The organism is Lentisphaera araneosa HTCC2155 (genome assembly GCF_000170755.1).
Classification (GTDB): Bacteria; Verrucomicrobiota; Lentisphaeria; order Lentisphaerales; family Lentisphaeraceae; genus Lentisphaera; species Lentisphaera araneosa.
The window spans coordinates 59,484-74,174 of record NZ_ABCK01000002.1; the positions used below are offsets into that span (position 1 = coordinate 59,484).

Annotated in this window: 12 protein-coding genes; all 12 read left to right on the forward strand. The window is 38.8% G+C overall.

Annotated features, from left to right (window positions below; translation table 11 throughout):
* Nucleotides 1-21 precede the first annotated feature (21 nt).
* The 12 genes from LNTAR_RS01810 (at nt 22) to LNTAR_RS01865 (ending at nt 14,673) form a co-directional block, all read left to right on the forward strand.
* The gene (locus LNTAR_RS01810; protein ID WP_238527703.1) at nt 22-828 is read left to right on the forward strand and encodes a TonB-dependent receptor; all 807 of its coding nucleotides are present in this window, start codon (nt 22-24) and stop codon (nt 826-828) included.
* Between the two features lie 58 nt (nt 829-886).
* Nucleotides 887-2,077 (forward strand): glycosyltransferase family 2 protein, encoded by a 1,191-nt coding sequence (locus LNTAR_RS01815; protein WP_007276914.1) that lies wholly within the window; start codon nt 887-889, stop codon nt 2,075-2,077.
* A gap of 299 nt (nt 2,078-2,376) precedes the next feature.
* Entirely contained in the window at nt 2,377-2,805 is a 429-nt protein-coding gene (locus tag LNTAR_RS27815; protein ID WP_238527704.1) for a hypothetical protein, read from the forward strand.
* On the forward strand, nt 2,802-3,374 hold the full coding sequence (locus LNTAR_RS01825; protein WP_007276916.1) for a hypothetical protein: 573 nt from the start codon (nt 2,802-2,804) through the stop codon (nt 3,372-3,374). Before LNTAR_RS27815 ends, LNTAR_RS01825 begins: the two co-directional genes overlap by 4 nt.
* 42 nt (nt 3,375-3,416) lie before the next feature.
* Nucleotides 3,417-4,043: a hypothetical protein gene (locus tag LNTAR_RS01830; protein ID WP_007276917.1), complete on the forward strand. Its 627-nt coding sequence runs from the start codon at nt 3,417-3,419 to the stop codon at nt 4,041-4,043.
* 279 nt (nt 4,044-4,322) lie between these two features.
* Complete coding sequence (locus LNTAR_RS01835) at nt 4,323-5,870, forward strand: sulfatase family protein (RefSeq protein WP_007276918.1); 1,548 nt, start codon at nt 4,323-4,325, stop codon at nt 5,868-5,870.
* Between the two features lie 20 nt (nt 5,871-5,890).
* Complete coding sequence (locus LNTAR_RS01840; protein WP_007276919.1) at nt 5,891-7,297, forward strand: sulfatase; 1,407 nt, start codon at nt 5,891-5,893, stop codon at nt 7,295-7,297.
* Nucleotides 7,298-7,306: 9 nt separating this feature from the next.
* On the forward strand, nt 7,307-8,830 hold the full coding sequence (locus LNTAR_RS01845) for a sulfatase family protein (protein ID WP_007276920.1): 1,524 nt from the start codon (nt 7,307-7,309) through the stop codon (nt 8,828-8,830).
* 181 nt (nt 8,831-9,011) lie between these two features.
* Complete coding sequence (locus tag LNTAR_RS01850) at nt 9,012-9,755, forward strand: GDSL-type esterase/lipase family protein (protein WP_007276921.1); 744 nt, start codon at nt 9,012-9,014, stop codon at nt 9,753-9,755.
* Complete coding sequence (locus tag LNTAR_RS01855; protein ID WP_007276922.1) at nt 9,752-11,284, forward strand: arylsulfatase; 1,533 nt, start codon at nt 9,752-9,754, stop codon at nt 11,282-11,284. The genes LNTAR_RS01850 and LNTAR_RS01855 overlap by 4 nt, the downstream gene beginning before the upstream one ends.
* A gap of 144 nt (nt 11,285-11,428) precedes the next feature.
* Nucleotides 11,429-12,982, forward strand: coding sequence for a prenyltransferase/squalene oxidase repeat-containing protein (locus LNTAR_RS01860; protein ID WP_007276923.1), 1,554 nt, complete (start codon nt 11,429-11,431; stop codon nt 12,980-12,982).
* A 209-nt stretch (nt 12,983-13,191) separates the two neighbouring features.
* Complete coding sequence (locus LNTAR_RS01865) at nt 13,192-14,673, forward strand: arylsulfatase (protein WP_040914076.1); 1,482 nt, start codon at nt 13,192-13,194, stop codon at nt 14,671-14,673.
* Nucleotides 14,674-14,691: the final 18 nt, after the last annotated feature.

The following is a 14,691-nucleotide window of genomic DNA, read 5'->3' on the forward strand; positions in this document are numbered from 1 at the left end:
TTATTAATTGGGCTGACCCTTATGAGTATGGCAACAGCCCTCAATGCCCAGCAAAACGGTAAAAAATTTAAGTATGATGGGGAACGTTATTACTCAATAGAAAAAGGCCCTGAACTAAGCCTAGAATCAATTCGGTTAGGCTATAACTATGTTGACTTAAGTGACGGCTTGGATGATGTCAATAATTACAGTGTTTTAGCTCGAATGAGTCTTGGCGAGCAGTGGAAACTGGGAGCTGAAGTATTTTACACAGATTTCTATGATCAGGCCATTGGCGGTGGAGCTTTTGCGGAATACAAAATTGATGGTCATTGGAGCCTCTATGGTGATTTATTTTTAGGAAGTGAAGGTAATGACATCCCCAAGCATAACTGGGCGACTGGAATCGTTTATGACGATAAAGTAAGTCGTGTCTACAGGGCCACATACCGCAATAAACGTTTTCGTAATAATCAGTCCATCTCGCTTTTGAGTATGGATCTTGTCCAGTATTTCACTGCTCAGCACGAATACTTCTCTGTGGGGCAAATTAATATCACACCCGAATACCTTGATCAAGACAGTAAAACTGGCTACAGCGCAAGTGCGCATTATAGCTATGGCAAGATACATGATTGGCGTTTAGGTGGTGAATTTCTTATTGGCAAATCAAATTACATCTCTGTAGTGGATAAAATCACCGAGGTGAAGCAAGATATCTGGGGCTTTAGTTTAGAAGCAGGAAAGTTCCTTAAAAAAGACCTGGAGCTTGGCGTTGAGTATGCATATACAGATGTGGAGTCCTATCACTCCCATTCAATCTTGATAAGCGCTACATGGTTGTTTTGAAATGATATTCTTTTTTATCTATATTCTAGTGGGGCTCATTTTACTTAGGTCCTTATTCATGACTTTTTATACTCTCTCAAATAATGAAAAAAACATTGATGAGGGATTGGAAATTGATGAGGAGTACAACCCAAAGGTTTCCGTTCTTGTTCCGGCACATAATGAAGAGGCTGTTATCGAAGGTTGCCTAGAATGTATGAATAAACTAGATTATAAAAAAGACCAATTGGAGGTAATTATTCTCAATGATCGCTCCAGTGATGGTACCAAAGATTTAATCGATAATTTCTTACGCAAAAACCCCAAAAGTCATATTCGAGCTCACCACCGCCCCATGAGCGCCGAGCCGGGTAAAGCTGCAGCCATGAAAGAGATTATTGCGACCCTGAAGTCAGAAATCATTGTGATCTTTGATGCTGATTACCTTCCTCAAGCAGATTTGATTAAACGCCTCATAAATCCTTTCAAAGATCCTGAGGTTGGCGCCACGATGGGGCGAGTTGTTACCTACAACGCCAATGCCAATATTATGACGAAACTCATTGATTTGGAAAGACGCTCAGGTTATGCAATCGACCAAAATGTAAGAAATCATTTTGATCTGCTACCGCAATTTGGTGGTACTACTGGAGGTATTCGATTGAGTGCATTAGAAGACGTAGGGGGATGGGACACTCGAACCCTCACAGAAGATACTGACTTGACCTACAAGCTTTATCTCAATGGCTACAAAATCAAATATCTCAATGCCGCCGCCTGTTATGAAGAAACACCAGAAACCTGGCAGGCTAGGTACAAGCAAGTGCGTCGCTGGGCTTATGGTCACAATGACTGTATGATTAAACACTTTATTCCAACACTCATGCATACGGATAAAAATCTGTTGAGAAAACTGGACGCGCTCCTGTTGCTGACTATTTATGCAGCTCCAGCGGCATTACTGGTTTTATCCATTGTAGCTTTTTTATTTGGTAATATAAGCGTGAATATGTCAGCTTCCCTCATTACTTTATTTTTATTGTTTTGTGGATTTGGCAATTTCAGTCCTTTCTTTCAAATGTTTGCCGCTTGCATCAAAGATCGGCAACCTCATTGTATTCGCTACATTCCCTATATTTTTGTATCGTCTACAATTAGTATGCTAGCTTCCACTCATGCCCTTCTTTTGTTGCCTATTGAAAAGCTGGGACTTAAAAAATCTTTGAGCTGGGATAAAACACTTAGGTATAGGAAAAAGGCTATCTCATGATTGTTTTTATCTTAATTGCTTGTCTGTATCTCATGATTCAGTTTTCTCAGCATAGCCTTTTGAAAAAATTTAATCATTGCAGTCGGCTCAACTTAGACGAAAAACAAAAACTTATTTGCATAAAAAAAATTACCTTTACACATGGCTTAGTCCTTTTGTTTGGCTCAATAATTTTTTATTTTAGCTTACAATTCAGCCCCAAAAATCATATGTCTAATCTTCTTGTTGACCCACAAACAAAAACCTGGGTCACGGGACTTGTTATGATGGCTTTTTTGCTAACTTTAAGGTGGCTCACATTGAATAAAAAAGACTCATTATTTTACCCAGTTTTGAGCTTTGTCATGATTATTATTTTACTTGCGGGCCTAAAAGACATGATTCAACCCGAACTTGTAAAGCAATTTGGCTATTATTATTTCTTTAGTCAAACTATTATTTTTATTGCTTTTGTTATAGCCATGATTTTTTCGTCTATTTATTTTTTCAAACGACAAGTAATAATTCACCTATTAAGATTGTATCTTTTTGCTAGCTTGAGTAATATTTTGGCCTTTGTAATTTCACAGTACCTGGCTCATTATTTGTACTCTAGTTTATATTTTATTACTTGTATTGCACTTTCAATTTATCTGCCCATGTGGCTCTCCTTGGTCAACCTTTGTCACATCTTTAATGACTACGATAACTTGGATGATGATTCAAGTGTGCAGGAAATTCAAGCATGACCAAGTCTATTGGTATCGCCTTATGTGTAATTGCTGCATTAGCTGCTTTTTTTATTTCAAATCACAATAATCAACACGAAGAAATTGAGCCTCAAATAAAAGAAATTAAAACGAACAAAAAAGACTTGAAAGAAAAAGAAAAACCAGCTTTAAGAATGAGCAAAGCACTTAAAGAAACACCTTCAATCATAGAAGCTGAAGCTCGTCTTGAAGAAAAAAAGCCAAGAGTAAAAATAAGAGGTGAAATCAGCACTCCAAGAATAGAGGCTGTTGACATTAGTGAACAAACTAAAGTTCACAATGAAAATATTGACGAGTTGAGAAAAGTCAGTCAATCTATTGAAAAAAATGTTTTGAAGAAATACACACCATTTCTCATGGGCCTTGATGATGAAAAATCATTAGAAGTCTATGAGGTTTTATTTGATCACCACATGAATATATTCGATAAAGTTGCAGCTCAGGAGAACATCGACATGAACGCAGAAAAAACTGCCCGAGATAATAAAATCAAAGAGCTTCTAAATGATAGCGAATTTAAAAAGTATCAGCTCTTCCTCCCCAAGTAAATCCAGCAGACTTCTACAGGGACACACTACATATGGGTCAGAATGTACGGTGCAAATGGCAAGGATGACTCATTACATGCCGGACTGGAGTCTCCAACGACATACGGAGGGGCCGGATTTACAAACAAATCGGCAACATGGACCTGGGTCGGTGAAGCCGCCGCTGCCAGAGTCACTGTTGAAGTTCCAAGTTCAGGAATTCACACCATTCGTATTTGGCAGCGAGAAGATGGCACCAGACTTGATAAAATCATTGTTTCTAACATTAGTTCATATACACCAGATGGCATCGGCCCGCCTGAAAGCCCTATGAATATAATAAGTACAGAATCATCTGTTGACGAAAACTCTATCGTTTCAAATGAAAACAGCAGTGATGATTCAAGCTCTCAAAGCTATGGCTCATCAAGTATTCTTACTGGTACTAATTCTATTTACGAGGATCTTAATTCAACACTTCTTGTATTGAATGGTTCTAATTTCATCCTTGAAATAGTGACTGCTGAAGGTTCTTACCTATTCGGCTGTACTTACGGGGATAGTTTTGAATCCACAATTATAGATGATTTCACATTTGATATTATTTATAGCGATTCAAGTGAAATTGAAGAATTCATACATAGCCTTTTTGATGAAAATGAAATTATAGATATTCTTCTTGTAGAGTAACAAACAATTGAAATCATGATCTTAACCTGATCATAAATATGAGGCGATTCGAGTGAATCGCCTCTAACTTTTTCATCATCAACTCAAGTGGGCCTTAATAGTTGCTACAACTAAACTCAAAAAAACCTAAGCTGAAATATAACCATTCAATACAGTTATTGAAAAATTAGTACTTTCATGTAGCAGCATAGTTTTCAAGTTGTCTAGCATTTACAGAGTTTAAAAAACCAATGCTAACCATCAACAACCAAATCAAACGAAAACACAGCTTCGATAACGATGAAAACACTAATCCCATTTTTATATTTATGCTTTTACTTGTCTTACTCAGGTACTGCTGAATCTCAACCATCTGGTAATTCTAAGCCAAATATTCTTTTTATCATGGCGGATGATCACACCAAACAGGCAATTGGCTGTTACGGGAGTCGCCTCAGTAAACTTAACCCTACCCCCACAATTGATAGGCTAGCCTCCCAAGGCATTCAATTTGATAATGTCTTTTGTAGCAACGCCATTTGCACCCCCAGTCGAGCGAGCATAATTACCGGACAATACTCACAGACTAATGGCGTTTTAGATCTAAATGGAAGTATTGGCCCTGACAAACAATTCTTACCTAAAGAAATGAAAAAAGCCGGATATGAAACAGCCATGATCGGCAAATGGCACCTCAAAAAAGAGCCCGCCACCTTTGATTATTACTGCGTCTTACCTGGACAAGGCCTGTATCACAACCCCATTTTTAATATCCGTGGTTCAAAACCATGGCCTAAAAATACCATCACAAAAAAAGATCAACATTCTAGTGATGCCATAACCGACATCAGCCTTCATTGGCTTAAAAATGAGCGTGATAAATCAAAGCCCTTTTTTCTCATGCATCATTTCAAAGCTCCCCATGATATGTTTGAATACGCCAAAAGATATGAATCTTATCTCGAGGATGTACATATCCCCGAACCGGAAAGTTTATTTTCGGTGCCTGCGGGCTCAGCTGGCAGTAAGGACCTTGGTTCAGGTCTAAGTAAAAATCATAATCCTTGGCAGCTACCACAAAAATTAGGTGTAAGTGATGACATCCCTGAGCCTGAATACACAAGGTTATCTTACCAAAAGTATTTAAAGGCTTATTTGCGCTGCGTAAAAGGCATAGATGACAATATCGCCCGCTTACTTTCGTATTTAAAAGATTCTAATCAGCTTGATAATACCATCATTATTTACACCAGTGATCAGGGATTTTTCCTTGGCGAACACAATCTCATCGATAAACGCTGGATGTACGAAGAAGCCATGGGCATGCCCTTTATCGTTTATGCGCCCGGCATGATTAAAAACAATTTTAAAAATAATTGCTTAATTAATAATACTGATTTCGCTCCGACTTTGTTGGAAATCGCTGGCTTGAAAAAAACTCCAAATTACATGCAGGGCAAAAGTTTTTATAAAGCTTTATCAAATCAACAAAAGCCCGATGAATGGAGGACCGTGACTTATTACCGTTACTGGATGCACATGGCTCATAAACTGGCCGTACCAGCACACTTTGGAATTCGATCTGAGTCTCATAAGCTGATTTTTTTCTACGGCAGGAAATATGGACGTCGTGGAGGCAAGCCCACGCCAATTTCATGGGAGTTTTATGATCTAGACAAAGACCCCAAAGAAATGAAAAACGAATATAAGAACCCAGAATATAAAGAGATAATCAAAAGACTTAAAACACAGTTATTGGAAATTCGTAAAGATCTTAATGAGGAGGATAAAAAATATCCAGAAATACAAAAAATCATTGAAAATAACTGGGACCAAATCCTAGACTAATCATAAAAAATTAAATCAAAATGAATTTCACAGTCAAATTACTTATAATTATTTCTTTTGCCTTCGCCATTGAGAGTAGCTATGCCGCACAACCGAATAAAATCAAAAATGTTTTATTCATTATTGCAGATGACTTAAAAGCCAGTGTATTAGCTTGCTATGGGGACAAAATCTGCCAAACTCCAAATTTAGATAAACTGGCTAGCCAAAGCATTGTCTTTGATCGCGCTTATTGCCAAGGTCTATCTTGCGGTCCATCTCGTACATCTTTAATGCATAGCCGCTATCTTGGTTCAGAAGGCATCAACCTCCCCGAGCACCTCAAGAATAATGGTTGGTATACTGTTAGAGTTGGGAAAATTTATCACATGCGTGTTCCCTATGATATTATTCATGGTATTGATGGTCAAGATATCCCGTCTTCATGGACTGAAAAGTTTAACTCCAAGGGAGCCGAATCTCACACTCCCGGTGACTATGCTTGTCTAAATAAAAATATTTTTACCAAAAGTCTTAAAAACCGCGAAAGTTCTGGAATGAAAAATCGCATGTTTGTAAGTGTTATTTCAGAAGGTGATGGATCTGATCAACCAGACGTTAAAAGCGCCGAGAAAACTATTGAGCTGCTAAATCAGCGTAAAAATGAGCCTTTCTTCATTGCTACCGGTTTAGTTCGTCCCCATTACCCAAATGTCGCCCCTAAAGAATTCTTCCAAAACTACCCTTGGGAAAAGATAGACTTACCAGAACTAAGGAATCCAACTTCTTTAGGTATACCGGCAGCAGGTCACCCGCGAATAACTAACTCAAATAACTCAATTGGTAAATATCCAGACAATCAAAAACGCATGTGGTCAGCTTATTACGCAACCGTCGAATTTATGGACCGCCAAATTGGACGTATTTTAGACGAAGTTGATAGACTTGGACTAAAAAGTAATACCGCCATCATTTTTTTGAGTGACCATGGTTACCATTTAGGGGAACATGGCTTTTGGCAAAAAAATAATTTACATGAAGAAGTCACTCGAGTTCCTCTTATTGCCTACATACCAGGTCTAGCTCCTCGACGTATAAATGAAGTCACTGAATTAGTTGATATCTACCCAAGTCTTACTGAACTTTTAGGGGTTTACAAACCAAAAACCGTACAAGGAAAAAGCTTTTTGCCCTTCTTGAAAAATAAAACTGAAGACTTTCGGAATTCTGCTTTATCGCTTATGCCAGGCAAAAAAGGCTACTCTATCAGAACTGAAGACTTTAGTTATATTCGCTACCAAAATGGTGCTGCAGAACTTTACAACATGAATAAAGATCCCAAACAGTTAGTCAATCTCATCCAAAATCCCGAACATAAACAAACCATCAGTAAACTTGATCGGGAGCTTAATACTCGTCTAAAAGAAGCTGACCTCGTAAATAATTAAAGGAAAACAATGATTCATTCAATTAAAAAAATTCTTTTCGCGATTGGTCTTTTGTTTATTGCAGGAAATAGCCTTGTGGCTAAAGATAGCAAGAAGCCCAATATATTACTGATTTTAACTGATGACCTCGGGTATGGTGATCTTCAGTGCTACAACAAAAACTCACAGATCCCTACTCCTCATCTAAACAAGTTGGCTGAGTCAGGTATGCGTTTCACAGATGCTCACAGTCCCTCGACCGTTTGTACCCCAAGTCGATATAGCTTATTAACTGGGAGAATGCAGTTCCGTACAGGTATGAAAGGCGTATTTACGGGTGCAGGTGGGCCATGCCTAATCGAAGAATCACGTCTGACCCTACCCCAAATGCTTAAAGAAAAGGGCTATGCCACAGCCTGTGTCGGCAAGTGGCACATAGGCATGAGCTTCTTTGACAAAAATGGTACGCGCATTACGGACCAACGCATTAAGGGTATTCAGCAAATTGATTACTCACGCCCCATACCCGATGGCCCCGTCAATCGTGGCTTCGATTACTTTTATGGCACGGTAAGTTGTCCCACAACTGACTTTCTATACGCCTATATTGAAAATGATCGTATACCTATACCTCCAACAAAAATTCTTGATCGCTCTAAGCTCCCAAAACATGCTTACAGTCATGATTGTCGCATTGGCATGATTGCCGATAACTTTGATCACGAAGAAGCCGACATGGTCTTTCTCAAAAAAAGTCAGGACTATATTCGCCAGCATATTCAAAAGAAAAACAGTCAACCATTTTTTCTCTTTCACTCCATGCAAGCCGTTCACCTACCCTCGTTCCCCGCGAAACAATTCCATGGGAAGACTAAATTAGGACCACACGGTGATTTTATTTTCCAAATGGATCATATCGTTGGCGAACTCATGAAGACCTTAGAGGAACTTAATGCTCTAGAGAACACAATAATTATTTTTTGCAGCGATAACGGCGTAGAAGTTCCCACTGCTTTAAATATGATAAAAACCTATAATCACGATGGCTCTTATCCTTGGCGTGGGCTTAAAAGAGATCAATGGGAAGGTGGTCACAGAACTCCGCTCATTATTTCATGGCCAAATAAAATAAAACCTTCTGTCAGCAATGAGCTTGTCTCGCTATGTGATATCATGGCAAGCTCTGCCGCTCTCGTGGATTATAAACTCCTGCAAAACAGTGCCGAAGATAGTTACAATATCTTACCAGTCCTGCTCAATGAAAAAACTAATATCCGCCCATACTTACTAACTCAAACCATTTCTTTAAACCTAGCTATTCGCAAAGGACCTTGGAAATACCTCGATCACCCGAGTTCAGGAGGGAATAACTACAACGGCAAAAGGCTCAAACACCTTCTTCCAGAAAAATTCGATTCCAAAGCTCCCGTACAGCTCTATAACCTAGAGAAAGACCCGCAAGAACTGGAAAACCTCTACCTAAAACACCCCGAAGTCGTCAAAGAATTGAAAGCCAAGCTCGATCAATTTAAAAAATCTGGAAGAAGTAATTAACTCATTTAATTTCAGATAGCATCTGTAAAGCCATAACACGAACTGGCGCGCATATCATTTAAATGAATTTCAGCATATAAGCAAATTTATTGGTTTACTACACTTTTTGCTCGAAGTCCTTGTAACATCAATATCCCAAATCGGTCTAATAATAAAAACATCAATTCTTAGAGAAGTTATAATGACTCGTTCAATATTCATCATCATAGTTTTCACTTTATTAACCTCAGCGACCAGTAGAGGCGCCGAATTAATTGAGTCTGTAAAAAACACCATTCGCTCAACAACTCCCGAAAAAAGAAAAAAACGGGAAGCTCGTTGGTGGATGAAGCGACATAAATTAAAACTCTCTGAAAAAGCCGCGCTAGGTGATGTAAAACTAGTCTTTCTCGGTGATTCCATCACTCATGCTTGGGATAAATATAAATCTGAATGGGACAAGTATTTTGCGAAGTACAAGGCTCTAAACCTAGGTTACAGTGGTGATCGTACCGAGAATGTGTTATGGCGTCTTGACAACGGTGAAGTTGACGGAATTAATCCAAAAGTACTCGTTATGATGATAGGTACTAATAATGCAGGTCATCGCAAAGAAAAATCGCAGGACACGGCCTTGGGCATAAAGGCGATTTTACAGGAACTGCGTATAAAGCTCCCAGAAACTAAAATCTTGATGCTAGCCATATTCCCAAGAGGGAAAAATGACAATGACGAGCTTCGAAAGTTAACTATGGGAACAAATGAAATCATAAAAACCTACGCAGATGATAAACATATTTTCTACATGAATATCAACAAGATATTTTTAGATCAAGATAGAGTTCTTCATAAAAATGTAATGCGAGACTTTCTACACCCAAATGAAAGCATGTACCCAAAGTGGGATGAAGCAATTCTACCCAAAATTGAGGAATTAATGCAATGAAAAAAATTTTAGCTCATCCATTAAATTTTAATACTTCTATTTTAAGTTTCTGTTTCTTCTTATGCTTTGCGATAAACGCAAACAACAAGCCAAACATCCTGCTAATCATGGCCGATGATATGGGCTATTCCGATATCGGTTGTTTTGGCAGCGAAATACAAACTCCTAATATTGATCGTCTGGCAAATGAAGGGATGCGTTTCCGCCAATTTTATAACAATTCAAAATGTATGACAACACGCGCCTCTTTGGTGACTGGCCTCTACCCCCAAAGAGATAATGGAAAAATCGAAATGTTGGACAGTAGCATGTTCACCATTGCTGATGCCATGAACAAAGCAGGATACTATACTTTTTTAAGCGGCAAATGGCATTTAGGCTCTCGTAAAGGTCATCGCCCTATCGATCGCGGATTTCAGGAATTCTACGGACTCATGGATGGCTGCTCAAACTTCTTTAACCCCGTTCAGCCAGACCCTAAATTCAAGGGTGGAAAAACTCGAGTTTTTGGTCACAATGATAAACTCATTAGAAGTTTCCCGGATGATTACTACGCAACGGATGCCTTCACGGATCATGCCATTGAGCAAATCAAAAAAGCGACTTCTGAAAACAAACCTTTTTTTGGGCACATCACTTACACTGCTCCGCATTACCCACTCCACGCCAAAGCAGAGGATATTGCAAAATATAAAGGCCGATATAAGGAAGGCTGGCATGTGCTAAGAAATGAACGTTACCAAAGAATGATCGAAATGGGAGTAATTTCTGCATCGGTTAAACTCACTCCAGAAGACCCAAGAATGCAAAGCTGGGATTCTCGTAAAAATAAAGACTGGGATCAAAGCCTCATGGAAGTCTACGCTGCTATGGTCGATTCCATGGATCAAAACATCGGTAGAATCCTAAAAACTCTTGATCAAACTGGTGTCAGCGAAAATACACTCGTCCTCTTTATCTCCGATAATGGTGGATGCGCAGAGATGCCTGGTGGCGACAATAATATATCCCACATCCCCGGGCCAAAGGAGTTTTATACCGCATGTGGCCCAAGCTGGGCAAATGCTCAAAATACTCCTTTCAAAAGATATAAAGTTAACATGCACGAAGGCGGCATTTGCACTCCATGTGTCGTTCGTTGGCCCGCTAAAATAAAAGCAAATTCTTGGACTGACTCAATTGCCCATGTCATTGATCTCCAACCCACATGTATGGCGTTAGCAGGACTAGATCCAGTTAAAGACATCCCCTCAGACAAACGCCAACTGGACGGCGAAAACATTCTGAGTATTTTTGAGGGCCAAAACTATGTGCGAGAAAAACCGCTATTCTTCGCTTACGGAAAAACCCGTGCGATGCGTCAGGGCGACTGGAAAATTGTCTATGAAAAAAAATGGCAACTCTTCAATATTTCCGAAGATCGAAGTGAGTTAAATGATATAGCTGACCAACACCCCGAAAAGTTAAAAAAAATGATCTCAAACTGGGACCAATGGGCTCAGCGCACTGGAATAAAAAGAGGAAGGTAAAATCATTTTAGTACAAATTAGTCAAATTTAAAGATTATTTCATAGTTAACTCAAATAAAACCCCACAATGTACATATATCATTATATATAAACAACTTAAGATTTTTAAACTAAGCTATGAACTCCTGATTTGGAATAATAAATATGATTGAAGAAGACAATTTTGGAGTCCTCACACAAGAGGACTTAATTAAAATACAAGAAGACTACAAAAAGCAAAAACTCAAGGACACCCTAACTGGACCTATTATTTCAACTTGTTTGCATGTAATTTTAATTTTAATCGCAAGTCTCTTTAAAGGAGAAATTAAAACAGCTAATGCTAATGTTGAAATTACTCAAAAGGTTGAAGAAATCATCGAAGAACCACCTCCTCCACCTCCTCCACCTCCACCTCCACCCGAACCAGAACTTGAAACCGAATCAGAAACCATTAACCCTGAAATTTCTGAGTCAGTCGATGTCACAGAAGATATTGCCACAGAAGTAGAAGAGATAACAGACGAACCACCTGCAGCTGATGTAATGGACGACATGGAAATAATTTCAGATATTAAACCTTCTACTTCACCTCTCACTTCAGCTAAAATGTTTTCTTCTAGATCACCAAATGCTAAAGCTGTTGCTATTCGTAAATATGGTGGTTCAAGTACCGCTCAACAGTCTCTTGGCAAAGCTCTCGATTGGTTGGCTAAAAATCAAAACCCTGACGGTACTTGGGGACACGGACACCCAGAGGCTATGACGAGCTTAGCTATTCTAACTTATTTAGCTCACGGAGAAACTGGTAAATCAAAACGATATGGTAGTGTAGTAACAAAAGGTATTGCACAACTTTCTGAATGGGGTAATTCAGGACGTTTTCCACTTGGAAAAAGCAAAGAAAGAAATGTTTATGAACATGCTTTAGTAGCTTATGCTCTATCAGAAGCGTATGCAATGACAAATAACTATGCCCTCCAAAATCCAATGAATAAAACGATAAAATTCATTTGTGACAATCAACATGAAAATGGTTCTTACATGTATGGCTATGCGAAAAGTGGTGATTCAAATTTTTCTAATGCTTGTTGGAATTGGCAGGCTTTAAAAGCCGCAAAAGTTGCCGGTTGTACCGTTGAAAATCTATCTAGCACTATAGAGAAATCTATTGCTCATATGAAAAAATATGCCACTGATACAGGCTTCTATTACCGCTTACAAAATAAAGGCAAACGAGATCCTTCAATGAGAGCTGTTGGAGTACTTTGTATGCAATTACTTGGGGAGCAAGATCACCCTGCATGTAGACGATTGGGCGATCTAATCGTCAAAGAAGACGTGAAATTATTGACATGGGAATCTCATGGCAGACACAATGACCCCGCGGGATTTTATCTTTATTGGATGTACTACGCTACTCAAGCTGTTTTTCAAAGAGGCGGTAGCGATTGGAAGTCTTGGAATCAATCATTTCAAAAAATTCTTGTAGAAAATCAACATCCAGATGGCTATTGGCAGAGCCCTGCTGAAGGTATTGAAACGGAAAGAGAAGCAATGAAAGACATAGATAATAAAGTATATTCAACCACACTTTGTGCTTTACAACTCACGGTTTATTATCGATACTTACCATCCTCTGTTTTAAAGAAAACTAATTCCAAAGAATCACAATCTAAAGAATATATAGAGAGCGATGAGGATGTAGATATTTTCTGATTAGCAGCTGTGATATAAAGTTGGATTTCAATTCATCATACACACGCAATAAAAATAACAAATTAGACATTGTAAATAATTGTTAATTAGATGTTTATGATAATTAATCTATAATATTTATAATGAAAAATATCATTCTTTATAACATCTTTGAATCAAGTTTGTCTCATATAATAATATTAACTATTAGATTTTAAAAATACTTCAAAATGAATTACATAAAAACACTTTGCCTGACAATCTTTTGTTTACCAATGATTTCTCTCTGGAGTCAAAACAATGACATAAAAGGCTCACGACCCAATATTATTTTGGTGATGACTGACGATCAGGGTATGGGCGATTTGTCTTGCATGGGAAACAAAGTTCTTGAAACACCACACATAGATAAGTTCTATTCGCAATCCACTCGATTTACTGAATTTCATGTGAGCCCAACTTGTGCCCCAACACGTTCAGCAATAATGACCGGTCGCCATGAATTCCGAAATGGCGTGACCCACACCATAAGCCAGCGGGAACTGATGAATATTAATTACACAACGATGCCTCAAGTTCTACAATCGGCAGGCTATCAAACCGGTATTTTTGGAAAGTGGCACTTAGGTGAATTAGAGCCCTACCCACCTCACAATCGTGGTTTTTCTGAGGTCTTCATTCACGGTGGAGGCGCTATCGGAAAAGCTCACCAGGGAAGCTGTTCGGATTTCCCTCCCAACTTCGAAAATCTTTACTTTGACAATGTTTTTCTTCATAATCAGACCATAGTCCAAACCAAAGGCTTCTGTACAGATGTATTTTTCCAAGCCGCTCTTGGCTGGATTAAAGAACAGCATCAAGCAAATAAGCCCTTCTTTGCTTACATCACGCCAAACGCACCTCATGCACCCATGATCGCCCCAGAGAGATATACCCAACGTTTCATTAAACTCGGTTGGGATAAAGAAACTGCCGGCCGCTATGGAATGATCGAAAACCTCGACGACAACTTTGGACTTCTCATAAGTAAGCTCGAAGAGTGGCAAATTTTAGACAATACCTTAGTCATTTTCATGACGGATAATGGTCAATCGGCTAAGCCTGCCAAATTTAATGGGAAAAAATTAAAAGTTTATAATGCAGGCTTTAAGAGTGGCAAAGGTTCAATTTTCGAAGGCGGATCTCACGTACCTGCCTTTTGGCGTTGGCAAGGAGTATTAAATGAGAGCAAAGATATCAATGCTCTTAGCGCCCATATCGATTTGTTTAAAACCTTTGCTGAACTTGCAGGAGCAAAAATCCCTTATACATGCCAAGATATCGACGGCACAAGCCTCGTTCCACTTCTAGAAAACCCTGAATCAAATTGGCCTGATCGTGAACTCTTCTTTCATCGAGGCAGATGGAAAAAAGGTCAAAACCCTGAAAAATCTAAATCAAAAGGATACGCGGTGCGTACTCAACGTTGGCGCATGGTCGAAAAAAGACTCTATGACATAAGCAATGACCCATACGAATCTAAAGATGTCTCAAAGCAATATCCCGAAGTCATGCAACGCTTAACTCAATCATATGAAAAATGGTGGCATGATACCGTCCCAATGATGATCAACGAAGACCGTCCTTTGTCCAGTGAATTTCCCTATGTGATTCGCTATGAAAAACAAAAAGCAGAACGCGGTATCCCAGATTGGGTACCACCAAAAATTTAACTTTAATCAACGCTACTA